The following is a 24,043-nucleotide window of genomic DNA, read 5'->3' as shown; positions in this document are numbered from 1 at the left end:
CGGCCTGGGATCTGATCGTCGTCGACACACCACCGTCGCGGTCGGCACTGGACTTCTTGGACGCCCCCAAGCGACTCAGTTCATTCCTCGATGGTCGGTTCATCCGGATCCTGATGGCACCGGCCAAGGCGGGTGGCAAGGTCTATCTGAAGGTGATGTCGGCCGGGCTGAACACCATCTCCGGTGTCTTGTCCAAGATCGTGGGCGGCCAACTGCTATCCGATGTCCAGACTTTCGTGGCGGCCCTGGACACGATGTTCGGTGGCTTCCGCGAGCGCGCCGAGCAGACGTACGCCGTGCTGGCGGCTCCCAGTACGGCGTTCCTGGTCGTGGCCACCCCCGACCGTGAGGCGCTGCGCGAGGCGGCGTACTTCACCCAGCGCCTCGCCGATGATCACATGCCGTTGGCCGGTGTGGTGGTCAACCGGGTGCAGCCGGCCCTGGTCTCCGGGCTCAGCGGACCCCGGGCGCTGGCCGCTGCCGCAGTCATGGAGGAACAGCCGCGTCGGCCGGGCTCTGGCTGGCAGCCGATGGACACCGCGGGACTTCTACTGCTGCACGCGGAATCGGAGACAGTACGACAGCGTCATGAGGCGGCAATCGCCCGCTTCCGGGCAGCGCAGCCGGAATTAGCTCTGGTCGAGGTGGCGACGCAGGCGACGGACGTGAACGACCTGGATCAGTTGCGGGAGATTGGTGCGGAACTGGCGCGGTGATCGAACCGACGCTTCGTCAGCTGGCGCGCTCGCTGTCCTGCTGCCGGGCGAGGCGGAAGAGTTGTGCCCAGGACCGCACTTCGGGACGCCGCCGCAGCAGAGCGCGGCGCTCGCGCTCGGTCATCCCGCCCCACACGCCGTACTCGGTGCGGTTGTCCAACGCATCGGCCAAGCACTCAGCCACGACGGGGCACTTCTGACAGATGGCCTTGGCGGTTTGCTGAGCGGCACCTTTGGCAAACAGGTCATCCGCCGCAGAGGAGCTACGGCACACAGCGCGGGAGGCCCAGTTCTCGTCCCAGGTGGTAGGTCGGGAGGCAATCGCCGTCATCCAACTCTCCGATCGTTCACGTGCTCAAGGCACTGCCGAAACATGTCTTCGGACCTCCTTGTCCGCCTTGAAGGCTAGGCCTGACCAGCGGTCTTTACTAGACCTTTACTTTACCAAATTTAGTCTTTACCTGTGAGCCAGGTCGCTTTGTGAAGTGTTATCCACAGCACTCCGGCCGAAACTGGGTCATTGCCTAACCGAATACACAGGCTTCTCACAGAATCCTGGTCCGGACCAGTAGCCGGACGCGGCGGGTGGCTGCGGACGTTCAGGAATCGCCCCACGAGCCGGGTTACCCTGGAAAACATGCCGCGCAACCGTCTTTCGAACGTGCTCACGCTGTTGGGTGCGTTCGTTCTCGTCTCCCTGCTCATGGGACTGGTCGTTGCGGGCCTCGCGCTGCCCACGCTCGGGGCTGCCGGAAAGGCGACGACCGGCAGCATCAAGATGTTCAACGACCTGCCCGGCGACTTCCAGATGAACCCGCTGGCCCAGCAGTCCCGGATCCTCGCGGCGGACAACACCGTCATCGCCACGCCGTACAACGAGAACCGCATCGTGGTCCCCCTGAGCAAGATCGCCCCGATCATGCGGAAGGCGCAGATCGCCATCGAGGACGAGCGGTTCTACCAGCACGGCGGTGTCGACCCACGGGGCCTGCTGCGGGCGGTGGCCTCCAACCAGTTGAGCAGTTCAGGCGTTCAGGGTGCTTCGACCTTGACCCAGCAGTACGTGAAGGTGGCCCTGCAGGACCAAGCGCTGAGCTCCGGGGACACCTCGGCCGCCCAGCAGCAGATCACCCAGTCGGGGATGGCCGGATACGTCCGCAAGCTCCAGCAGTTGAAGTACGCGATCAGCCTGGAGCAGAAGTACACCAAGGACCAGATCCTCGACGGCTATCTCAACCTGGTCTATTACGGCGATCAGGTCTACGGCATCGAAGCCGCCGCGCAGCACTACTTCAGTGTCCCGGCCTCCCAGCTGACCGTCGCCGAGTCGGCACTGTTGGCTGGTGTGGTCAACCAGCCCGGCACCACTGACCCGGTCAACAATCCGAAGGCAGCGATCGCCCGGCGCAACGTGGTGCTGCAGAAGATGCTCGATCAGGGCTACATCACCCAGAAGCAGTTCACCGACGCGGTCAACACCCCGATCGAGAAGATGCTGAAGGTCAAAGACATCAGCAGTAGCTGCGCCACCTCGAAATACCCCTACTTCTGCGATTACGTGACCCAATGGCTCAAGCAGCAGCCAGCGTTGGGTGCCACCGTGAAGCAACGGGAAGGGACGCTGAAGAGCGGCGGCCTGACCATCAAGACCAGCTTCAACCCGGCGTACGCCGCCGTGTTGGACAAGTCGATCAAGGCCAAGGTGCCGGTCGGCAACTCCGCCAAGGTCGATGCCGCCGGGATCATCATCCAGCCGGGTACGGGTCTGATCCTGGCCAGTGGCCAGAACACCAAGTACTCCCTGAAGTCCGGCGCCGGCAACACCACGGTGAACTTCACGACGCCGAGCGGTGGTAACGGCGGGGTCCAGATCGGTTCCACGGCCAAGGCCTTCGCGGTGATCACCGCGCTGGAGAGCGGCTACAAGATCGACAGTTCGATCAACCTGCCGTCCTACAACGGCAAGGCCGGCGACAAGGGCACGATCCCGGTCCGCGCCTTCACCCACCGGGAGTTCCCGGACGCGTGCGGTCTGAGCAGGGGCGACCCGCCGTGGCTGGTCGGCAACGACGTCTATGTGCCGCCACGGCTGATGAGCCTGTCGCAGGCGTTGGGCGAGTCGGTCAACACCGCGTTCGCCACCCTGGGCTCGGGCGTCGGGGTGTGCAAGATCGCCGACACGATGACCAAGGTCGGCCTGGTGCAGGGCGCGGACAAACCGCTGGCCCGGGTGCCCTCGGGCATCATCCTCGGATCCAACGACGTCACCCCGCTCACCCTGGCCAACGCCTACGCGACCATCGCCTCGGGCGGGAAGTACTGCGAGCCGCGACCGGTGTCACAGATCCTGGACTCCAACAACAAACCGATGGCCCTGAAGGTCGGCGCCTGCAAGCAGGTCATGTCCAAGGACGTCGCCGCAGCGACCACCAAGGTGCTGGAGGCCGTCTTCGACAAGAACGGCACGGCCGAGAACGCCGGGCTGGCGAACAATCGCCCCGCCGCCGGCAAGACAGGCACCACCGACAACGCGGTCCAGACCTGGTTCGTGGGTTACACCCCGTCGCTGGTGACCGCGATCTGGGTGGGGTCGATCTCGACCAACACCAACTACCTGACCGACCTGCGGATCGGCAACACCTACTACAAGGGCACCATCTTCGGTGGCACCCTGGCCGCGCCCATCTGGAAGACCGTGATGGACTCGATCCTGAAGGGCACACCGGTCCAACAGTTCCCGGAGCCGCCGGACAGCATGTATGACGATCCCAGCCACAAGAACGATCCGAACTGGGCAAACACCGGCTCGATCATCAAGGGTCACAACATGAGCTCGTACTCCGGCTACCAACAGAACGGCAACTCGAACTCATCCAACGATTCGTCGAGCACCGACTGACCGCTGGCTACTCGAGGCCAGGATCGCGCACGGCGCGGACGATGGCCACGACGAGTTCCAGGGCGAGAACCGCGCACCAGATCACGACCCATCCGCCGGCCAGCAACATCAACTGACCCGATACGTCGTGCGGCTGAACATCAACTGATTCATAGTCGACCTTGGGCGTGTGTTCCGATGCCATACCCAGGGCGAACGCCACCACCGGTGGACCGACCGCGACGATGAGCCAGCCGCTGGTACCGAAGCGACCGCGGCGGATGCTTCGCACGGCGTGCCACGCCCACAACACCGCCCACCCGAGGGCGGAGTACCCGATCCACCGCACGGCGGGGCACCTTGGCCCGGTGTCAGATCAGGCGAGCGCTCGGCGTACGGCGGCGGCCACCCGACCGCCCTCGGCCCGTCCGGCAATCTGCGGCTGAACGATCTTCATGACCGCGCCCATGGCGCTCATGTTGTTGGCGCCGAGCTGCTCGACGGCTTTGGCGACCAGGGCGTCGATGTCCTCGTCGCTGAGTTGCTCGGGAAGGTAGCCCTCGAGCACGGCCAGCTCGGCGCGTTCGCCGTCGGCGAGCTCCGGGCGCTTGGCATCGTCGTACGCCGCGGCGGCCTCCCGCCGCTTCTTCGCCTCTTTGGTGATGACGGCCAGGACCTCGTCGTCGGACAGGTCGCGGTGTGCGTCGCCGGCGACCTCCTGGTTGCTGATCGAGGCCAGCGTCATCCGCAGCGTCGCTGCGCTCACCTGGTCACGGCTCTTGATCGCCGTGGTCAGGTCTGCGCGCAACGTCTCCTTGAGGCTCATATCTGCAATCCTGCCACCTTCGTCCAGCCGGTTTACCCGGTGCAAGAATGGCCGGATGCGTCCTGCCTTGATCACCGCCGGGGGCGTCGTCGGCGCCGGCGCGGGAGCCCTGGCGTGGGGCACCCTGGTCGAACGCAACTGGTACGCGCTGCGCTCGCTCACGGTGCCGGTGCTGATGCCCGGGTCGGCACCGGTCCGGATCCTGCAGATCTCGGACCTGCACCTGGTCCCCCGACAGCGACGCCGCATCGAATGGGTGCGCTCACTGGCGCGCCTTGAGCCGGACCTGGTCCTGAACACCGGGGACAACTGCTCGGACCTGGACGCCGTGCCGTTCGTGCTGGAGGCGATGGAGCCGTTCCTGCACCTGCCCGGTGCGTTCGTGCTCGGCTCGAATGACTACTTTGCCCCGTGGTTCAAGAACCCGTTCAGTTACTTCGCCGATCGGCGGGTGACTGCCGTGGAGCGGCAGCCGGAGAAGCTGCCGGTGGATGAGCTGATCACCGGGCTGTCCAGCGAGGGCTGGCTGGATCTGCGCAACCAACGAGAAACCATCAAAGCCAATGGCATGTGCCTCGAACTGGTCGGCGTCGACGACCCGCACATCGGACGGGACCAGTACGACGAGGTCGCGGGGCCGGCCGCAGCGGACGTGGCAGCCACCCTGGGGGTCGTGCACGCGCCGTACACCAGGGTCTTGAACCCGATGGCGGCCGATGGTGCGTCGCTCATCATCGCGGGGCACACGCACGGCGGTCAGGTGCGTGTGCCGTTCTATGGAGCGCTGGTCACCAACTGCGACCTGGACACCTCGCGCGCCTCGGGACTGTCGCGCTGGTGGCCCCGTGCGGAGGCGGGCGTCCCGGCGCCGGCTGACCCGGCATACCTGCAGGTTTCCGCCGGACTGGGGCACAGCAAGTACGCACCGGTGCGCTTCGCCTGCCGACCGGAGGCGAACCTGATCACACTGGTCCCCCGCGACTGACCCGATTGTGAGATCAGCGGGGGCAGAAGGTATCGTTTCCTCTCGCTGCCCGGTGATGTACACGTCCGGGTGAGCGCCACGGGGTGTGGCGCAGCTTGGTAGCGCGCTTCGTTCGGGACGAAGAGGCCGCAGGTTCAAATCCTGTCACCCCGACTCGGTGAAACCGGCTCTGACCTGCGGAAACGCAGGTCAGAGCCGGTTTTCGTTTGAGGTGCGCCTTGCTGGACGTCCAACTCAGGTCGGCCAAGCGTCGAGATCGGCAATCAGTTGTCCTAGTTCCGCAGCGCCGGGTTCAGCACTCAACATCCCCCGCAGTGCTCTTAGGACAACTTCTCGACCCTCTGGGTCGATCCGTCCAGTGCTGCGCAATATGGCGAAACCGTAACCAATCAAATGTGGTGCCGCGTTCAAGATCTCATCGATGGCCCCCGCGATTCCGTCCAGCAGCACCGGCCAATCAGCTCCGACCACTTCGCGCAAAGTGAACCCAGGAGGCAGCGTGGGTAGCCGGTCATAGAGGTTATGAATTGCGTCGAACCCTTCGTCACTACCGAACGGGGCGAACTCCGACCCGAAGTCGTCGTACACCGCCGACCTGGCATGCGCAATGAATGCCGGGTGAGGCACAGGCAAGTCTTCGGTCCACTGGGTGACCGCAGGTAGATCGTGTGCTGGTGCAACTTCCTCGTTTTCGAGGCGACGTCGATGTGCGTCCCCGTCACTCCACGACACATCCCACGACCGCAGGTCCGCGAGCTGACGGACCAGTCCGTCATGCTCATCCAACAACCCGATCAACCGTAACAACCCCTGCTCGGCCTGGCGCTTACCCCGGGGGTCAATTCGGCCACAGACGCGCAACAGCACAAACGCCGCTGACACCGTTCGCACAGTTCCACGGACCTCCGAAAGCCAGAGAAACCCATCGTCGGGCTCAAACGACTCACCCATGTACCGATCACCATCGAACCAAGCATCGATATAACCACTGCCCTCCATCAGATCGAAGACCCCAAACCCCCTATTGGCGACCTCATCATGATTCTGCGCCCAGGCCGCCATTGCGCGCGCGTCATCGCTCACGAACGGAGATCTCAGGTCGACCCAGGAATCGTAGAACGGGGCAGTGAAATGACGCGCGAACAATTCGCTGGGGTTGGGCAGGCTCCGGTACCTCGGACCGTTTGCAGTCAGCGCAGCGGCAAATTCTGGAGTCGACAGATCAATAGTGTTGCGAGAGAGAAATTCTGGATTCGCGCGAACGTAGTCCAGTTCGGACTCAGTGAGCGGCGCGGGAGTGACCGACGCAAGCGACCACTCAGCCGCACACATCTCAGTGATCTTCCGTGCCGTGAGGATAAGCACAACCCTGGCCGCCGCGTCATCAAGATCGGTCGGACTCCAGCCGCGCAGCTTGATCTCGAGTGCGTGCTGGTAACCGAGGCCGACCGACCGAACCGTCACTCGTGGCTTTCCACCTGGAGATAGGAACTCGATGTGAGCCCCGTCGGCGACCTGCCACGACAAGTCTCGGTGAACCATTGCGTTCACGTCGTAACGACCGGGATGGCCGAGATCGTACCGTTCGTCATAGAACATCCGAAACGGATGCACCATATCTCCTCAACTTCGGGGATGTTCAATCACGGCACCATGGGCACTTATTTCCAGGTGTTCTCCAGTAGGTCAAGATCATATACGGGTGGCAGCATGATTCCTTCTATAGTTCTGGATGAAGACCCCGGAACGATCACTGCCGATAGCCACATCGCCGGTGTTTGGTCACCTTCACGATTCCCGGCAGGTCTGAGACGTGCCGCAGGCCGCGGGGGCAGCTAGCCTGCGGTCAACGTCGAATCGCGGGGCAGCACGGCGCCGATCGTCAAGAGCACGTTGGTGTAGTACCGGTCGTCGCCGGTAGCCACCGTCAGCGCGAGATCCTCACTGCGGCAGGCCGCCTTGAAATCGACGCGGGGCGCGACGTCGACCGGCACCCCCTCCCCGATGAGCCCGGCATACCGATCGCGCACCGGCGACTCACTGCCATCGTCCGGTGCCATTACTGTCGCCCGCTCGATAGGAGTCGCGGCGATCACCGCAGCGAGCACCTGATCGACCGTCACGGTGCCCGGGCTGAGATTGAGATGGACGATCGTCGCCCCGGGTCGGGTTCCGGTGCTGTGCGCGTAGTTCGCATCGGCGATCAGGACGGTACTTCCGTGGCCCGCCGCGGCGAGTGCGGCCAGGATCTGCGGGTGGATCAACGACGAGTTGAGCACAACAACCTCTATTCCGTTTCCGACCGGGACCGCGCAAGCAGCCGCTGGGCAACCACGACGACCAGGAGGAACACGCCGCTGATGACTGACTGGATGTTGCTGTCGAGCCCGCCGATCTGATTGATGACGTTGCCGATCACGTTGCGCAGCAACACGCCGACGAGCGTTCCGATCAGGGTGCCGGCGCCGCCGGTCAGCAGGGTGCCACCGATGACCACCGCAGCGATCGCATCCAGTTCTGTCCCGACACCGATGACCGTGACTCCCGACTGCAGGTAGGCGGCCGTGAGCACGCCCGCGAAGCCGGCGAGCGCCCCGCTCATCACGTACACCAGGAGCTTGACCCGTCGGACCGGAAGACCCATCAACACCGCTGATCCTTCGGCACCTCCGGTCGCGAAGACCGCCTCCCCGAAGCGGGTGCGCCGCAGGATGATTCCACCGATCCCGAACAGCACCAGGGCAATCCAGACCGGGATGCCAAGGCCGAGGAACGACGAACTACCCAGGCTGATGACCGCATCGTCCTTGATGGTGAACGTCGTCGATCCCTCGTCGGTGAGGGCCAAGAGCAGCCCGCGCGCGAACAACAGCGTCGCCAACGTCACGATAAACGGCGGCAGGCCAGCGCGTGACACCAAGAAACCGTTGACGAATCCTATTGCGCCACAGAGCAACACAGGCAGTGCGATCGCCGCCAGCAGTCCGTACTGGGAAGCCCACGCAGCGACCACCCCACCCAGTGCATATACCGAGCCCACCGACAGGTCGATCCCACCGGTGATGATCACGAACGTCATCCCGAGGGCGATGACCGCCAGGAAGGAACTCTGCAAGGCGATGTCTTGCAGGTTCTCCGTCGTCCCGAAGGAGGGCAACGTCAACCAGGCGATCACCACCACCGCTGCAAGGACTGCGGCTGCACCCTGTCGCTGGATCAGGCTCGCCAACAGTTGCCGACGCACCCGGGGTGAACCGGCGTCGTGCTCTGCGTCGTCGCGTACCGCGGTCGATGTGCTCATCGCGTGCTCCGTTCGCGCGTTGCGTAGACCGCGACGACGATGATTGCCGCCTGCACCATCTGCGCCGTCGAGTCCGGCAGGTTGTTCTTGATCAGAGTTGCTCGCACCAACTGCATCAACAGGGCACCCATGATCGTCCCCAGGATCCGAACCTTCCCGCCGGACAACGGGGTTCCGCCCACCACGACCGCCGTGATGGCCGACAGCTCCATCAACTGCCCGGCGTTGCCCGGATCACCCGCGCCCAGCCGGGCCGTGGCCAGTACCCCAGCGATCGCCGCGAGCACGCCGCTGATTGCGTAGACCGTGACCAGCACCCGCCGGACCGGCAGCCCGGCCAGCGTGCTGGCACGCCGGTTGTCGCCGATAGCAACCAGGCGGCGCCCGAAGGTCGTGCGGCTCACCGCGAACCACACCACTACAGAGAGAACAGCAGCCACGAGTACGACGATCGGCACCCCCAGCACGTCACCGGTCCCCAGCTGGAGGAAATTGGGGTCGTCGATGTCCTTCAACTGGCCGCCGGCAATCACCAGCGCCAGGCCACGCCCGGCGACCAACAGGCCCAGCGTTGCCACGATTGGTTGAATGCGCAGGAAGGCCACCAAGAAGCCGTTGAGGAGCCCCGCCGCCAGACCGACGACGAGAGCCACCAGGATGGCGGGGACCACGCCGTACCCCAGATAGAGCGGGATCACCGCCGCAGCCAGCGCCATCACGGACCCGACCGAGAGGTCAACGCCCTCGGTGCCGATGACCAGGGCCATGCCGAGCGCAACGATGCAGACGGGCGCGGCCTGGATAAGTTGGGTGCGCACGTTGGCCCCGGACAGGAAGTTCTCGGTGAAGACGACGTTGGCCAGGAAGAGGACGGCGACGGCGACGTAGACGCCGTACTCCTGCGCCCACCCGGCGGCTCGTGATCGGTCGAAACCGACTGTCCTGTTTGATAACTGAGTCATCGTGGCTCGTCCCCATCAGACCCGACGGCTGCCTCTTCGATGATCTCCTCGAAGGTTGGTTCGCCGTCCGCGGCGTACGCGCCGAGAATCCGGTCCGCGGTGACCTCCTGCTCATCCAGTTCGAGCACCGAACGGCCGTCCCGCAGCACGACCACCCGATCCGGGCCGTCAACCATTTCCTCCAGTTCCGAAGAGATCAGCAGCACCCCCAGTCCGTCGCGGGCCAACTCTTCGATCAGAGCCTGCACCTCCGCCTTGGCTCCCACATCGATCCCCCGCGTGGGTTCGTCCAGCAACAAGACCTTGGGATGGGTTGCCAGCCATCGCGCGAGAAGCACCTTCTGCTGGTTGCCCCCGGACAGTTCGACGACCTTTTGATCCGGTCCGGACGCCTTGATCCGTAGTCGCTGCATCAGATCGCGCACCAGCGCGTCCTGCTTGTCGCGATTGACCAGTCCGGCCGAAGACAGCGCGGGAAGCGCTGCGAGACAGATGTTGTCGCGGATGGACAGGTGCGGAATGATCCCGTCGGTCTTGCGGTCCTCGGCCAGCATGCTGATCCCAGCGCGCATCGACGCCGCGATGTTGCCGCCAGGAACCGCCTGCCCGGCAACAGTCACGTCACCGCCGTCACGCGGCAGTGCGCCCAGGATCGTGCGGGCCGTCTCACTGCGGCCCGATCCGAGCAGGCCTGCCAGACCGACGATTTCACCGGGTCGGATCCGGACGGTGACATCCTCGATCCGGCCGCGGCTGCGCAGGTGGTCGGCCTCCAGGAGCAACGGGGCCGACTCATCCACCTCGTGACCTCGTTCACCTAAGGTCGTCGCGCCGTGCGCCCGGACCTCCCCCGCGTCCCGGCCCAACATCATCGAGACCAGTTCCAGGCGGGGCAGCTCCGCCAGGGGGCCGGTGTGTACACGGCGCCCGTCCCGCAGCACCGTGACGGTGTCGCACACGGCGTACAACTCATCCAGCCGGTGCGAGACATAGATGATGGCGATGCCCTGCTGGTGCAGCCGCTCGATCACGGAGAACAGGGTGGCGACCTCCCGCGGTTCAAGGGAGGAGGTTGGCTCGTCCATGATGACGACGTCCGCCGCCGTGGACACGGCCCGCGCCAGGGCCACCATCTGCTGGGCGCCCAGACCGAGCGACCCGACCGGTCGGCGTACGTCGACCTCGATCCCCAGCCGGTCGAGATGCTCGGCGGCCTCCCGCTCCATGCGCCGTTTGTCCACCAAGCCGAAGCGGGTCGGTTCGCGGCCCATGAAGATGTTCGCGGCGACGCTGCGCAGCGGGATCAGATTCACTTCCTGGTAGATGGTGGAGATACCGGCACGTTGGGCGTCGGCCGGCTCAGCGAAGTGGACCGGCTCACCGCGCAGCCGCAGGTCGCCTTCATCGAGTTGATAGACGCCGGTCAGCACCTTGATCAGCGTCGACTTCCCGGCGCCGTTCTCCCCGATCAGCGCGTGCACTGAGCCGGGCTGCAACTCGAACGTCACGTCGTCGAGCGCGACCGTGCCACCGAACCGCTTCGTCGCGCCGTGCACCTGCAGTGTCGGCTGCGAAGACTGCGTCATCCTTCACTCCTTAGGGATCAGCGAGGCGGTGGGCCGGTCCGGCCCACCGCCCGCAGAACTACCGACGGCGCATCAGTAGGCGTTGTTGACCTTCTGCGCCGCGTTGCTGGAGTCGTACTGGTCGTCGCTGATGACGATCTTGTTCGGAACTGGTTGGCCTGCCTCGAAGTCCTGCAGTGCCTTGAACGCCAGCGGACCGAAGCGGGGGTTGGACTCGATCACGGCGTTGTATTCGCCCTTGGTGATCAGTTGGACGGCGTTCTTGGTCCCGTCGATGGACACGACCTTCACGTCCTTGCCCGGGCTCTTGCCCGCCGCCTTGAGCGCATTGACGGCGCCGATGCCCATCTCGTCGTTCTCGGCGTAGACGGCAGTGATCTCCGGGTGGCTCTGGATCAGTTGCTCCATCACCGACTGGCCCTTGGCCCGGTCGAACTCACCGGTCTGCTCGACGACGACCTTCAGGCCGGGGTACTTGGCCAGTTCGTCCTTGAAGCCCTTGGTGCGGTCGGTCGTCACGTTGTTGCCGGAGGCACCCAGGAGGATGGCCACCTCGCCCTTTCCTCCGGTCGCTTTGTCCATCGCGTCCGCAGCACGCTGGCCCTGCTGAACGAAATTGGAGCCGATGAAGGTGAGGTAGTCGGTGCACGGTTTCGAGGTGACCAGCCGGTCGATGGTGACGACGGGCACCTTCTTGGCCTTGGCCGCATCGAGAGCCGGCTGCAATCCATCGGAGTTCAGTGGAGCGACGATCAGGGCTTGCGCGCCCTGGGCCAGCATCGACTTGATGTCGCTGATCTGCTTGTTGAGGTCGCTCTGGGCGTTCGTGGTGAGCAGGTTGGTGATCCCGAGTTTGGCCGCTTCATCCTTGATGGACTGGGTCTCGGCGATCCGGAACGGGTTGCCCTCCTTCTCCGATTGGGAAAAGCCGACCTTGGCCTTGGTCAGATCGATCTTGGGATAACCGGTCTGGGCGATCGTGCAGTCGCCGCCGGAACTCTGGCTGGCGGCGGCTGACGCGGCAGGGCCACCACCAGTAGCCGACCCACCGGCGGTCGATCCACCGGCGTTTTCTGCTTTGGAGCAGCCAGCGAGGGACAGGGCCATGACGGCACCGATAGCCAGAGCCACCGGCCGGGTGCGGTGGGACATGAGGTGGTTCATCTGCGCTCCTTCGGGCAGTGCGTTCGCCGGTCAGGCGAGCGTGCGGGCAACCTCGGACAGTGTTACATCGTTGGAACAGCGTTGTAAAGACAATTTTGTGAGCCAGGTCACGGTCGTTATTGAACCGTTGTCCGGGCCTTTTCGACGCCGTGGGGACGCGGCCGCAGCCCGGTTGCGTCCCCACGGCGTCACGAAGGGTGGTACGACCCGGTCAGGGACGACCTGCCGTGAACAGTGCCGCCACCTCGTCGGCGGACAGCGCCCGGTCGTAGGCACGCACGTCATCGACGGTCCCGGTCAGGAAGTCGACCGGCTTACCGCCGTACTTGCCCCGGCCCACGGCGAACGGGCCGGTGCCCACGTCGGCGGTGCCCAGCACGCTGGTCGTGCCAGCCTTCTGCCCGTCCACGTAGATGCTCAGGGTCGAGGCGACAGTGTCGCGAACGCCAACCAGGTGATACCACCGGCCGGCCACCGGTTGGCCGAGGTCGGCGGCGATGGCTCGCGCACCGACGAAGGAGAACGCCCAGCGTTGGTCCTGTCCTGAGTACTGCAGGAAGAACGCGCTGTTATTGTCGCCGTCCTCGCTCACCACGGTCTGGAAGGCACCACCGAACTGGTCGGCCCTGACCCACGCGGAAACCGAGAAGTTGGTCCCACGCGTGTTGAGCACCGGCGCCTGCGTTTCGGCGCTGGCCGACCCGTTGAAGACCAGACCGTCCGGGCTCCAGGTCGCTCCAGCCAGCGTCAACGGGTGGTCGCCCGCGGAGTCCGCGGCCGTCGTACCCGAACCGTCATTCAGCTTCCAGTGCCCCACGCCCTCCAGGCCCGGGGTCCCGGCCGGCGGTTGCGGAATGGGCTGGGAGCCGGCCGCGATGGTCTGCAGGTTAACCGCCCGCACAGCCGCCTCGTCCGGCTTCTCGACCTTGCGGTCGTAGGTGAACAACCCGTTCTGCTCGTTTTCGACGTCCGTGATCTGGGTGTAGATGCTTCCCGAGAGCCCGTACGGCGCGCCGACGTCCCGCAGGACCGCCGTGTTCTCGACGTACCCCTTGGTCAACGCCGCCGAATCCGGAACGGAACCATACGGATTCACATCAGCACCCGGCCAGCGGTGACCTTCGACGCTGAGGGTCAGGCCACCGTGCTCACCGTCAATGGAGGCCCGGGTCGCGTCCGGGGCGGGCAGTGCCGGGCCCTGGTAGACGTGCCAGTCGATGATGTTTCCGCTTCCGGGGTCGCCAGGCGTCTCACAGCAGTTCGCGCCGCTGCGGGAGTTCACCAGGCGCGTCGGGTCGATCGCCTTGATCTGGGTCGTGACGTCTGCCGCAGCCTGGATACTCCACTGGCCCCAACCCTCGTTGAACGGGATCCAGCCGATGATGGAGGTCTCGCCCTTGAGCTGGTTGACCATGGCCGTGACCTCCGAGCGGAAGTCGGCCTGGGCGCTGGCGTTGTTGCCACTGCCCTCGCCTGCGGGTAGCGACGGCGCATCCTGCCAGACCATCAACCCCAGTTTGTCGGCCCAGTAGTACCACCGGGCCGGCTCGACCTTGATGTGCTTACGAATCGTGTTGAAGCCCAGGTCTTTCGTCTTCTGGATGTCGAACTTGAGGGCATCGTCGGTCGGCGCCGTGTAGATGCCATCAGGCCAGAACCCCTGGTCGAGCGTGCCCAGCAAGAAGGTGGGCTTGCCGTTGAGCACAATGCGCTGCTTGCCATCGACGTTCTTGACCGCGATCGTGCGCAGCCCCGCGTAGGACTCCACGGTGTCGGTGCGGCCATTCTTGGTCAGCGACACCTTGAAGGTGTAGAGGAACGGGTCGGTCGGCGACCACAGCCGTGGCTTGGGCAGATTCAGCCGGAACGTGCCGGTCGCACTTCCCGATGATGATGCGACCGCCTTGCCGTTCGCAAAGGCCGTGACCTTCAGCGTTGCGTTGGCCGCCGAGCCGTTGAACGTCGCCTTGACGTCGAATGCCTTCAGATTGGAACGGGGTGTGGCGACGACGGTGGCGATGCTGACCGGCTGAACCGGTTCCATCCACACCGTCTGCCAGATCCCGGATGACGCGGTGTAGAAGATGCCACCGGGCTTCAGGCTCTGCTTGCCGACCGGGATGTCCGCACCGTCGACCGGTGCATGGACAGCCACCAGGATCTCGTTCGTGCCGCTCTTTTTCAGGGCACTGGTGATGTCCGCGCTGAACGCGGTGTAGCCGCCGGTGTGATGGGCGACCAGGGTGCGGTTGACGTAGACCGATGCCTCGTAACTGACCGCCCCGAAGTTCAACCGGACGTGGCGCCCACCGGCCGTGTAGGCGGCCGGCACGCTAACCGTCCGGCGGTAGATCATGAAGTCGGAATGTGCCTGGATCCCCGACAACGCAGACTCCGTCGGGTAGGGCACCAGGATCTGTTGCTTCAGATTCTTTCCGAACGGCAGCGAGCTGTAGCCGTCCGTCGGCTGGTACTGCCACAGTCCGTTCAGGTTCGTCCACTCCGGCGCAGCCACCGAAGGCCGGCCCAGCTGCGGCCGGGGATAGTCCGGCAGCGCATTGTCCGGGGTGACCTGCGTGGTCCACGGAGTGTTCAGGGGAGCGACTTTTCCGCTCCACGTCGGCGGCTGGGGTGGTGTGTCATCTGCCCGCGCCGTCACGGGCAGCAGCATCGCCAGTCCCACGCACGCCGCGACCAGCAAGCTGGCCCATCGGCGTACGACGTGGGCCACGGGACGGTGGTGCGGGGATGCGAGGGGGTTCGGCGGTCGGGACATCAGGACTCCTGGGATCGAGGACGTCGGGAGGCTGCTGCAACGGGTATGTGATCTGGACCACAGCAACCACCTAGCTGGTTTACATCGTTGGAACAGCGTTGTAAACCCCCGATCCGACCCATATCATCGGTGCGAGCCCCGAGACGATGATCAGATTGACGTGATCACACCCACCCGGCCCGGGCCGCCTGCGCTCTGTGGAAGGAGACACCGATGGTCGTGACCCTCAAGGACGTCGCCGAACTGGCCGGCGTCTCGGTGAAGACCGTCTCCAACGTGGTCAACGGCTATTCGTTCGTGACCGAGACGAACCGGGAGAAGGTCGAAAAGGCCCTGGCGGCAACGGGTTACCGTCCCAACATCAGCGCGCGCAATCTGCGTCGCGGGCGGACCGGCTTCCTCGCGCTGATCGTGCCCGAGCTCGGCATCCCCTACTTCGGCGAACTGTCTGCCCTGGTGATCGCTGCGGCGCACCGCCGCGGCTGGACGGTGCTGGTCGAACAGACCTTCGGCACGCGGCAGCGCGAGCACGAACTCGTCGCCGGCCTGGGATCGCATGTCGTGGACGGTGCGATCCTGAGCCTGGAGGCGGTCACCGCGGAGGACCTTCGACAGCTCGATCCGCATTTCCCGCTGGTGCTCATCGGCGAGCATGAGATCGGGCTGCCACTGGACCACGTGGGTATCGACAACGTTTCGGCCGCCCGGGCGGCCGTGCAGCATCTGATCGACACGGGCCGCCGGCGCATCGCGGCGATCGGTGAGTTGCCGCACCGAGAGACGGCGGTTCAACGATTGCGTGGGTACCGCGAGGCCCTCGCCACCGCCGGACTAGCTGTCCCCGACGACTACGTCGTGGGCGTCGACCAGTTCCACCGGGCCGACGGGGCAGCCGCGATGGCCCGGCTCTTGCGACTGCCCGAGCCGCCCGAGGCGGTCTTCTGCCTCAACGACCAACTCGCGGTAGGGGCGCTGCACCAAGCGCTCGCGGCCGGCCGGTCGGTCCCTGACGATGTGGCGATCATCGGCTTCGACGGGTCTGAGGAGACGGAGTTCACCAATCCCCCGCTGTCGACGGTCGTCCCGGACAAGGCGGGGATCGCCGAAGCCGCGGTTGCCTTGGTCGGCCAACGGTTCGAAGCGCACGCCGCCCGCGAGAACGCGCGAGACGTCGAGCTGTCCTACCGTCTCGAAGCTCGCGCTACAACGGGGCGGCACGCAGGCTAGTCGGCGACCACCGAGACAGCTGCGGTACGGCGAACCAAGTCCTCGATCTGCACCTCACCGAACCCGAAAACCGCACTGCGCGTGCGCCCTTCGAGCGGATCGATCCAGTGGGACGGCAGGGCGTCGTACCCGTTGAACGCGCCCGCCCAGGAGCCCGCCGTGGCGCCGATGGAGTCAGTATCGAGGGCGGCCAGCACGGCCAGGCCGATCGTGGCGCTGAAGTCCCCCGCGCCGTACGCGATGGCAGCGGTCAGGGCACCCGCGTTGTTCAGGGTGTGGATCCAACTCATCCCGGCGTAGCGCGCGTCCAGCGCGTCCATCGCCTGGTCCCAGCTGCGCCCCGCCGTGTAGTCGGCGAGGACGGCACGCACCTCGTGGGCCAGCCGCGAGGTGGGCGGGATGTGCCGCAGGGACTCCTCGAGCGAGGCGATCGGTGTCGGTGCGGTGAAGGCTGACGCGACCAGGGCAGCCGCCCACATCTCGCCGTAGATCCCGTTCGCCCGGTGCGACAGATGGGCGTCGCGGTGCGCCAATAGCGCTGCGGCGCGGGGGTTTCCGGGGTTGATGTACCCGAAGACGTCAGCGCGGATCAGCGCGCCGATCCATTCGCGGTAGGGATTGTGGAAGGCGCCGACGTGCTCGAGCGGCACCTCCCGGACGAGATTGTCGTACGCCGCGCGCTCGGCTGTGTAGGTCTGGTAGACCGGCATCCGGGTCAGCCAGGTGCGGGCCAGGTCGTAGGCCGTGAAACCGGTCCCGCACTCCTCCAGCAAGGCCAGGTTGAGGATGCTCCAGTCGATGTCGTCATCGCGGACCCCGCCGTCGATCCGGCCGCGCGACACTGCCGCGTAGTCCATCGCGCCCGGGACAAAGCCGCGGACCTCGGGGCGCCAGATGTCCTCGTGCCGTCCACCGGCGGACAGCCGGGCGAGTTCCTGGTCGGAGATCGGCACGTAGTCCTGCAGCGGGTACGCGCCCTGAGCAACCAGGTAGTCCTTCAGATCGCCTCGGCTCCAACCGAATTCGACCGGTTTACCCAGCATGTTGCCGACGATCTGCCCGTACCACGCACCTCGCAGGCGGTCATCAAGACGATCGGTCGCCGCAGGCGGGGAGGACGCGGGCAGCGCCGCAACGATCGCGTCAAGGTCGGAGGGCTCGTAGTACGGCCAGCCAGCCACCGGCTCTTGCGGAATCTGCGCGTAGATCACTTCCAACTGCGCATCATCCGCGCCCGATGACGACAGCGCACTCACCGCGGCACGCAACGTCGACACGTCGTGCCCGGTCTCTTCCGCCTGGGTCAACTCGTGCAGGGTGCGGCTGTACGGCTCCTGGGAGATGCCGAACCGACGGTCGAGATCCGAGATGTACTCCACGGGGTCATCCTCCCCCAGCCCATGGGCGAGACTGGGCGTCGTGCCGGAACTGCCTGAGGTCGAAAGCGCCCGCGCAACCATCGAACGGTCCGCGCTGCACCGGCGCATCGCCGATGTCGACGACACCGACACCTACGAGTGCCGCCCCCACGCGCCAGGCGACATCCGTGCCGCCTTGGTCGGCCGCGAACTGACCGCCGCCCACCGGCAGGGCAAGACCATGTGGGTGGAGACCTCCGACGACGGCCCCGAACTCGGCCTGCACCTGGGGATGAGCGGCCGCATCCTGGTGACCGGCCCCGACGGCCGCGTCGACGAGGGCGGGGACTACCTGCCCGAGCGGTTGCGCAGCGGCCGGGACGACCCGTCGTGGACCCGGTTCAGCATCACGTTCGAGGACGGCGGCGGGCTGGCGCTGCACGACAAGCGCCGCCTGGGTCGGGCCCGTCTGGATCCTGCCCGTACGGCGCTCGGCCCGGACGCGGAACACATCACCCGCGAGGACTTCCGTGAGCGCTTCCACCGCAGCAACGCCCCCGTGAAAGCACGCCTGATGGACCAGTCGGTGGTGGCCGGCGTCGGCAACCTGCTGGCAGACGAAGCGCTCTGGCGCGCAAGGCTGGATCCCCGGCGAGCGGCAAGCGACCTGTCGGTGGCGGAACTGGACCGTCTGCGCCGCGATCTTCGCGCAGCGATCCGTTTCGCGGTCAGCCACGGCGGAGTGCACACCGGCGAATTCGCCCGGGCGCGAGGCAAATCCGGACATTGCCCACGCTGCGGAGCGGCACTCTCACGTGGCACGGTGGGTGGCCGCACGACGTACTGGTGCCCGGTGGATCAACCCGGGTGAGATCGGGGCTAGCATCGGAAACAGTCTCCATGGGGAAGGTGGAGCCCGAAATGATCGACACCGTAGCCAAACTCAAGGAAGCGTTCGCCGCGTCCGATGGCAACTCATCGCGGCTGCTGATCCTCCCCGGCCGCGACATTGAATTCAACCCCGAGGGCAAGGTGACGGTCGCTGAGGTTGACGGAGTGTGGCACGCATACGCGAGCGAGCGGGGGAAGTTGTATGGCCGCCGGCAGTTCCCGACCGAGGCCGAGGTGTGCGAGTACGTCTACCACCATTGGGTGAAATATGACGACTGAGACTCATGCATTTGAGGCTGTCATGGAAGCGTCAAACCAACTCGTGCGTGCACTTGTCGATCACGACCGTCCCGACTGGGCACCCACCCCACGTGGCGGCAACACGGGTGAGGACCAGAGGGAGGTAACACCGAAATGATCGACACCGTGGCCAAACTCAGAGAAGCGTTCGTTGCGGCCGATGGCAACTCATCGGGCCTTCTGATTCTTCCTGGCCCCGACATCGAGCTGAACCCCGAGGGCAAGGTGACGGTCGCTGAGGTTGATGGAGTGTGGCACGCATACGCGAGCGAGCGCGGGAAGTTGTATGGCCGCCGAAAGTTCGCCACCGAGGCCGAGGTGTGCGAATACGTTTACCACCATTGGGTGAAACACGACGATTGAGACCGCGAAGAAGTGATGCAGTTCAACCTCGTCTACCGGAAATGGATTCTCCACGATGACGACATCTAGTCCGCTCGACGCCGTCAGATCTGCGCTCGCCGAAGCCGGGGTAGATCCGTCCGACGTCGGAATTGTCCTGACCCCGGAAGATGTGGGGCGCTACAACGAGTCCGACACCTGGATCCTCACTTCGGGCGAAGGGCAGCGATGGCTCGTCGGCGGTGTTGAGCGAAACCAGCTGGCGCTGTATGACGATTACGAGACGCTGGGCTTGGCGGCAAACGCCCTGCACCATCTGCTCACCCGTCCGGTGGAAAAGCTCGACCTCGGTCCGGCGGACGCGAAAGCCGCGTACGCGGCGGCTGCGGCTCTGACCGAACGTATCCGCGCTGCGTGGGAGCCGGAACACGCTGGGCCTGTGCCGGTCGTGTTGCAACCCGGGGACATGATCGACGTGTTCGGTCACGAATCCGCCCAGGGCACCTTCGTATTCGGTACGCCGCTGGACCAGCGATCCCTGGCCCCGACCGAGATCATGCTCGCCTACCACGTCTACCGGGTCCGCAATCCCATCGATCGCAACGTCATCGCAGGGCCGGTGGTCCCGTGGTTCGGTCAACCCGGTGGCGGCATCAAAATCAAGCTGCCTCGAAGTGCCCGCTGGCTCTATGACGCTGGGTACCTTGATGAGATCGGCAGCCTGCCGTCGACTCAGTGACAACGGGTACAGCGGAAGCACTCGTGAGGCATCACGGAGATCACCATGAGAGTGCTCATCGTCAGTTCACCCGACACTAGCTGGCCATCGGCACAACAATTTTCTGACTCACTGCGTCGTAGATGGCCGGACTGTGCCGTTGTCACTTTCCCCGAACGTGATGAAGTTGAGTTCCAGATTCCTGTACTGCCCGGCTTCAGCGTGATCTTTGCACCGCGCGTCATCACCTCAGATGGAACTGAAAGCCAGAACGCCGAAGTGGGGTTGCTGGTTGCTGAGGAGTTCAGCGGTGATGGCAGGTGGTGGATCCTGGATGAGGATGCGTCACGCGGCAGGATCCTCACGCCGGGGCTCAGTGTCGATACCCTCTTGGCCGACTGGGAGCCTTTCGATCCGACGATACTTTGGGACCACGTAGATACGAACGTCGTTCTCGATCCGATGACCGCCATGGGTGGGCTGTCATTGTTCGCCGAAGGGTGGGGGAAAGTCGACCTCCCCCAGTTCTCTATCGAGGCATGGCGATTCTTCCAGGAATTCTCTGCCGACCTGGGCGGCATAACCTGGCAGGTCACCGGCTTCGGGCCGATCACCAGTGCGGCCGATCTTGTGCGAGCTGGTGGCGAGCCCCGCTACCCCGAGGGCGTGGGCCAGGGTGTCTCCCGCGCAATCCACCCCGATGACGGCAAGACATGGAGCGTGTGGCCGGCCACCATGATCGAGGGCCGTACCCTCGCCGTACGCACGAGTTGGGAACGATACGGGCTGGCGACTCGTGTCAGCCTCATCGTCAGCATCCAAGGCGAGGAGGACTCCCAATCGTGGACCCTCCAAACTGCTGCTCTGCGGCTCGCCGTGCACCTACTACCGGTGTCAACCGCTGAGCTGTCCACCCCTGAGTTCCGACAGCAAGCCCGTGACCCAGACGGGCCGCACGACCTGCCGGCGATCGGAATCAAGAACTGGATAAAAGGTCGCACTCCTGACGATCTGACCGGATCAGGCGCCACCAACGTTCAACCACTGAGCGGCGGAGTGCTGTTTGATCTGACCCCTGACACCGTCGCCCGGGCCCGCGAGTTCCTCACCGGCACAGGTGTGGTGAAGCCACTGAGCCCGAGCCGACCAGAGTTCCTTGACTCCCTGCCAGAACCAGACCCGGCGTTCCGTGAGTACATCACCGGAGTTGTGCCCCAACCCGACGGCTCCATACCCACCTACGTTGTCGATCACCCGCGCGCCGAGCCTGTCCGGTTCCACGGCCACGTATGGCGCAACACCCCCACCGGACCGGTGGAGGTGTACTTGACCAGCCTCGGCGGGTACGGACCATTGCTGCGCACAGACCCCCGAGCACGACTGGCCCTCCAGAACACCTGGGCCTTCCAGGCCAGCCGCCAACATGACGTCGTTCCAACAACCTCCCGCAACGAGTGGCACGTGGACGACCAAGCCACCTACGACGCCCTGATCGAAGCCCTCGAACCGCAACACTCAGACGCCATCGTCTACCTTCATCCCCGCCCCTAACACCTGGACCGGGCACGTCGCGCTGGCGGCGAGTCAGCCAGAGCCCCGGGCCCGTGCCCGAGCTTGTTTCAGCACCAGGGCAAGCCGGTGGTTGCCCGATAGCTTGTCGTCGTTGTCCGCCAGAAACTGCCAGTAGCGCGAGGTGAATTCGGAGTCCTTGGCCTCCTTCGCCGACCCGAACCAGTTGCCCATCTTCTGCAGGTAGTTGCCGCCGGCGATGTACGGCTTGGTCGCGAGCATCCCGCCGTCGGCGTACTGGCTCATCCCCAGCACGTTCGGGACCATCACCCACTCGTACGCGTCGACGTACATACTCATGAACCACTCGTAGACCGCACGCGGCTGGTAGCCCGAGGTCAGGAACCAGTTGCCGAACACCAGCAGGCGCTCGATGTGGTGGGAGTAGCCGTACTCGTGCACGCGGTCCAGGCACACCCGCAACGGCACCGGAAGGTCCTGTGGCACATCGTGATTGGTGAACCACCAGTCTTCCAGCGGCTTGCGAAAGTCGAAGAAGTTCCGGTTGAATGCCGCTCCTCGTGTCCAGTAGAGGCCGAACATGAACTCCCGCCAGCCGATGACCTGCCGCACGAAGCCCTCGACGCTGCTGAGCGGCAGGTCCCGTGCGTGATACGCCTCGATCGCCGCCTCGACGCACTCGCCCGGCAGCAGGAGGCCGAGGTTGATCAGCGGGGACAGAACTGAGTGGAAGAGGAACGGCTCGTCAGCAGCCATCGCGTCCTCGTACCGCCCGAACGACTCCAGCCGCTCGTCGATGAAGGCGTCCAACCAGCGCAACGCCTGGGTCCGTGTCGTGGGTAACCAGAAGTTGTCACTGCGCCCGGGATGGTCGGCGAAGTGCTCGGCGACCAGCGCGGCGACTTCTGTGACGTGTTGCGTGGCCCGTACGCCGGGTAGCGGCGGGATTGCCGGACGCTGCTTGGGCAGCGGGTGCCGGTTCTCGTCGTCGTAGTTCCACCGACCGCCTTCAGGGGAAGTTCCGTCCATCAGGATGTCCAGCCGCTTGCGTTGCCAGCGATAGAAGTTCTCCATCAGCGGAGACTTCGTGTCCCCTACCCAGGACGCGAATTCCTCCGGGGTGGTGAGGAACTGGGCGTTCGGATAGACGACCGTTTCGCACCCCACCTCGCCCGCCAACTCCCGGAACAGCTCGTTCGGCCCCCGGTCGCTGGTCTGCATCCAGATCAGCCGGGTCGCACCGTGCGCGGCCAGTCGGTCGGCGAGCACCGAGCGGAAGGTGCTACCCGGCTCGTACGTCGTGTAGTCCACGTCCCGGGTCAGGCCGGCTGCGTAGTGGCGCATCGCGGCGAGCACCAGGATCAGTTTGTGCTGGTGGTAGCGATGGGCCCGGCACACGTCGTCGGCTTCGATCATCACCACTGTTGCGTCCGGGTGCTTTCGCAGCGCCGGATGCCCCGGGACCAGTTGGTTGCCCAGGATGACGATGACGTCGGTCACGGGGTCGGGAGCAGCGTTGTCGGATCGTCCGGTCGACTCAGGGTGAGCACCGCTCGTTCGATCAGCGGGTGCTCTTGGAGTTCGTCGGCGACCATGGCCAGCTTCGTAGCGACGTCGTGCTCAACCTGGTCGCCCACCAGGTCCACCGCACCCACCAGGTAGATCCGCGATGCGCCGACCCATTCCATCCGCAGGAAGCTGACCCGCTCCACGAAGCGGTGCTCGGTGAGCGCGATCAGAGCCGTGTTGCGGATAGGCGCCGGAACTCCTTCTCCGGTCAGGAAATCCATGTTGCGCCCGATCAGGAAGATCGCGACACAGCCCAGCAGGATGCCCACCGCGATCGAACCGATCGCGTCCCAGGCGGCGTTCCCGGTGATCTGGTGCAAACCGATGCCGATAGCGGCCAGGACGATGCCGATCAGTGCCGAGGCATCTTCGGCGAAGACGGCTCGCAGGATCGGATTCGAGGTCACGGCTATGTACCGCAGGGGATCCAGCCGACTGCGCCGAGCGCCCTCCCGGGTCTGCCGATACGCCTGCAGGAAGGAGATCCCTTCAAGGACGGCAGAGACCGCCAGCACGACGTAGGCCCACACGTAGTCGGTGTCGGGCTCACCCGGGCTGCGCAGTGCTGAGATGCCGTGCCAGATCGACACCGCAGCACCGACGCTGAAGAGGCCGAACGCGGCAAACATCGACCAGATGTAGCCCACCCGGCCGTAGCCCAACTGGTGGGTGTCATCGGCAGGTCGGGCCGACTTGCGCTCACCGATCAACAGGAAGATCTCGTTACCGGTGTCAGCCCAGGAGTGCGCTGCCTCGGCCAGCATCGACGCCGATCCCGTGATGGCTGCAACCACCGACTTCGCCACTGCGATCAGCAAATTCGCGGTGAAGGCGATAACGACGGTGACCAGACTCTCGCTGCCGGCCGTATCCTCTGCCACCATTCGAGCGTAGTCGCTGCCCCACCCGCCCAA

Annotated in this window: 22 protein-coding genes and 1 tRNA gene; 10 read left to right on the top strand and 13 right to left on the bottom strand. The window is 65.1% G+C overall.

Going from position 1 to position 24,043, the window contains the following annotated elements; all coding sequences use genetic code 11:
* On the top strand, nucleotides 1-716 hold a 716-nt coding region (locus tag AZH51_RS14920; protein ID WP_291525641.1), incomplete at its 5' end, for an ArsA-related P-loop ATPase.
* A 16-nt stretch (nucleotides 717-732) separates the two neighbouring features.
* On the opposite strand, the gene AZH51_RS14915 is transcribed toward AZH51_RS14920, so the two are convergent.
* Nucleotides 733-1,047, bottom strand: a complete 315-nt coding sequence (locus AZH51_RS14915; RefSeq protein WP_291525640.1) for a WhiB family transcriptional regulator — start codon at nucleotides 1,045-1,047, stop codon at nucleotides 733-735.
* Nucleotides 1,048-1,353: 306 nt separating this feature from the next.
* Between AZH51_RS14915 and AZH51_RS14910 the strand changes: the two genes are divergently transcribed.
* Nucleotides 1,354-3,615: a transglycosylase domain-containing protein gene (locus AZH51_RS14910; RefSeq protein ID WP_291525639.1), complete on the top strand. Its 2,262-nt coding sequence runs from the start codon at nucleotides 1,354-1,356 to the stop codon at nucleotides 3,613-3,615.
* Between the two features lie 7 nt (nucleotides 3,616-3,622).
* On the opposite strand, the gene AZH51_RS14905 is transcribed toward AZH51_RS14910, so the two are convergent.
* Together AZH51_RS14905 and AZH51_RS14900 are read right to left on the bottom strand one after the other, a co-directional pair.
* Complete coding sequence (locus tag AZH51_RS14905; protein ID WP_291525638.1) at nucleotides 3,623-3,943, bottom strand: hypothetical protein; 321 nt, start codon at nucleotides 3,941-3,943, stop codon at nucleotides 3,623-3,625.
* A gap of 27 nt (nucleotides 3,944-3,970) precedes the next feature.
* Nucleotides 3,971-4,420, bottom strand: coding sequence for a GatB/YqeY domain-containing protein (locus AZH51_RS14900; RefSeq protein ID WP_291525637.1), 450 nt, complete (start codon nucleotides 4,418-4,420; stop codon nucleotides 3,971-3,973).
* A 55-nt stretch (nucleotides 4,421-4,475) separates the two neighbouring features.
* Here AZH51_RS14900 and AZH51_RS14895 point away from each other — a divergent pair, with 55 nt between their 5' ends.
* Nucleotides 4,476-5,405: a metallophosphoesterase gene (locus tag AZH51_RS14895; protein ID WP_291525636.1), complete on the top strand. Its 930-nt coding sequence runs from the start codon at nucleotides 4,476-4,478 to the stop codon at nucleotides 5,403-5,405.
* 79 nt (nucleotides 5,406-5,484) lie between these two features.
* A tRNA-Pro gene (locus AZH51_RS14890) sits at nucleotides 5,485-5,558 on the top strand.
* 81 nt (nucleotides 5,559-5,639) lie between these two features.
* Here AZH51_RS14890 and AZH51_RS14885 read toward each other — a convergent pair.
* The 7 genes from AZH51_RS14885 to AZH51_RS14855 all read right to left on the bottom strand — a co-directional run bounded on the left by AZH51_RS14885 (nucleotide 5,640) and on the right by AZH51_RS14855 (nucleotide 15,194).
* The gene (locus AZH51_RS14885; protein ID WP_291525635.1) at nucleotides 5,640-7,022 is read right to left on the bottom strand and encodes a hypothetical protein; all 1,383 of its coding nucleotides are present in this window, start codon (nucleotides 7,020-7,022) and stop codon (nucleotides 5,640-5,642) included.
* A gap of 218 nt (nucleotides 7,023-7,240) precedes the next feature.
* Nucleotides 7,241-7,684, bottom strand: coding sequence for an RbsD/FucU domain-containing protein (locus AZH51_RS14880; RefSeq protein ID WP_291525634.1), 444 nt, complete (start codon nucleotides 7,682-7,684; stop codon nucleotides 7,241-7,243).
* Between the two features lie 8 nt (nucleotides 7,685-7,692).
* Nucleotides 7,693-8,706, bottom strand: a complete 1,014-nt coding sequence (locus AZH51_RS14875; protein ID WP_291525633.1) for an ABC transporter permease — start codon at nucleotides 8,704-8,706, stop codon at nucleotides 7,693-7,695.
* The gene (locus AZH51_RS14870) at nucleotides 8,703-9,668 is read right to left on the bottom strand and encodes an ABC transporter permease (RefSeq protein WP_291525632.1); all 966 of its coding nucleotides are present in this window, start codon (nucleotides 9,666-9,668) and stop codon (nucleotides 8,703-8,705) included. The genes AZH51_RS14875 and AZH51_RS14870 overlap by 4 nt, the downstream gene beginning before the upstream one ends.
* Nucleotides 9,665-11,254: a sugar ABC transporter ATP-binding protein gene (locus tag AZH51_RS14865; RefSeq protein WP_291525631.1), complete on the bottom strand. Its 1,590-nt coding sequence runs from the start codon at nucleotides 11,252-11,254 to the stop codon at nucleotides 9,665-9,667. Before AZH51_RS14865 ends, AZH51_RS14870 begins: the two co-directional genes overlap by 4 nt.
* Before the next feature lie 72 nt (nucleotides 11,255-11,326).
* Nucleotides 11,327-12,418 carry an ABC transporter substrate-binding protein gene (locus AZH51_RS14860; RefSeq protein WP_291525630.1) on the bottom strand — a complete coding sequence of 364 codons (1,092 nt, stop codon included), beginning with the start codon at nucleotides 12,416-12,418 and terminating at the stop codon, nucleotides 11,327-11,329.
* Nucleotides 12,419-12,629: 211 nt separating this feature from the next.
* The gene (locus AZH51_RS14855; protein ID WP_291525629.1) at nucleotides 12,630-15,194 is read right to left on the bottom strand and encodes a LamG-like jellyroll fold domain-containing protein; all 2,565 of its coding nucleotides are present in this window, start codon (nucleotides 15,192-15,194) and stop codon (nucleotides 12,630-12,632) included.
* A 213-nt stretch (nucleotides 15,195-15,407) separates the two neighbouring features.
* Between AZH51_RS14855 and AZH51_RS14850 the strand changes: the two genes are divergently transcribed.
* Nucleotides 15,408-16,421 (top strand): LacI family DNA-binding transcriptional regulator, encoded by a 1,014-nt coding sequence (locus tag AZH51_RS14850; RefSeq protein WP_291525628.1) that lies wholly within the window; start codon nucleotides 15,408-15,410, stop codon nucleotides 16,419-16,421.
* Here AZH51_RS14850 and AZH51_RS14845 read toward each other — a convergent pair.
* Nucleotides 16,418-17,800 carry an ADP-ribosylglycohydrolase family protein gene (locus AZH51_RS14845; RefSeq protein ID WP_291525627.1) on the bottom strand — a complete coding sequence of 461 codons (1,383 nt, stop codon included), beginning with the start codon at nucleotides 17,798-17,800 and terminating at the stop codon, nucleotides 16,418-16,420. The genes AZH51_RS14850 and AZH51_RS14845 overlap by 4 nt on opposite strands.
* A gap of 40 nt (nucleotides 17,801-17,840) precedes the next feature.
* On the opposite strand from AZH51_RS14845, the gene AZH51_RS14840 reads away from it, so the two are divergent.
* From AZH51_RS14840 to AZH51_RS14820, 5 genes are all read left to right on the top strand, one after another.
* On the top strand, nucleotides 17,841-18,650 hold the full coding sequence (locus tag AZH51_RS14840) for a DNA-formamidopyrimidine glycosylase family protein (protein ID WP_291525626.1): 810 nt from the start codon (nucleotides 17,841-17,843) through the stop codon (nucleotides 18,648-18,650).
* A gap of 50 nt (nucleotides 18,651-18,700) precedes the next feature.
* Nucleotides 18,701-18,949, top strand: coding sequence for a hypothetical protein (locus AZH51_RS14835; protein ID WP_291525625.1), 249 nt, complete (start codon nucleotides 18,701-18,703; stop codon nucleotides 18,947-18,949).
* Nucleotides 18,950-19,084: 135 nt separating this feature from the next.
* Nucleotides 19,085-19,333 carry a hypothetical protein gene (locus AZH51_RS14830; RefSeq protein WP_291525624.1) on the top strand — a complete coding sequence of 83 codons (249 nt, stop codon included), beginning with the start codon at nucleotides 19,085-19,087 and terminating at the stop codon, nucleotides 19,331-19,333.
* A gap of 55 nt (nucleotides 19,334-19,388) precedes the next feature.
* Complete coding sequence (locus tag AZH51_RS14825) at nucleotides 19,389-20,051, top strand: TNT domain-containing protein (protein WP_291525623.1); 663 nt, start codon at nucleotides 19,389-19,391, stop codon at nucleotides 20,049-20,051.
* A 51-nt stretch (nucleotides 20,052-20,102) separates the two neighbouring features.
* Nucleotides 20,103-21,581, top strand: coding sequence for a hypothetical protein (locus tag AZH51_RS14820; protein WP_291525622.1), 1,479 nt, complete (start codon nucleotides 20,103-20,105; stop codon nucleotides 21,579-21,581).
* A 33-nt stretch (nucleotides 21,582-21,614) separates the two neighbouring features.
* Here the strand turns inward: AZH51_RS14820 and AZH51_RS14815 are convergent, their stop codons facing one another.
* On the bottom strand, nucleotides 21,615-23,060 hold the full coding sequence (locus AZH51_RS14815) for a cryptochrome/photolyase family protein (protein WP_291525621.1): 1,446 nt from the start codon (nucleotides 23,058-23,060) through the stop codon (nucleotides 21,615-21,617).
* Nucleotides 23,057-24,010 carry a cation diffusion facilitator family transporter gene (locus tag AZH51_RS14810; RefSeq protein WP_291525620.1) on the bottom strand — a complete coding sequence of 318 codons (954 nt, stop codon included), beginning with the start codon at nucleotides 24,008-24,010 and terminating at the stop codon, nucleotides 23,057-23,059. Before AZH51_RS14810 ends, AZH51_RS14815 begins: the two co-directional genes overlap by 4 nt.
* Nucleotides 24,011-24,043: the final 33 nt, after the last annotated feature.

Origin of the sequence: Branchiibius sp. NY16-3462-2, from assembly GCF_001594145.1 — a bacterium.
Classification (GTDB): domain Bacteria; phylum Actinomycetota; class Actinomycetes; order Actinomycetales; family Dermatophilaceae; genus Branchiibius.
This window is presented reverse-complemented; position numbering and strand designations above follow the sequence as displayed.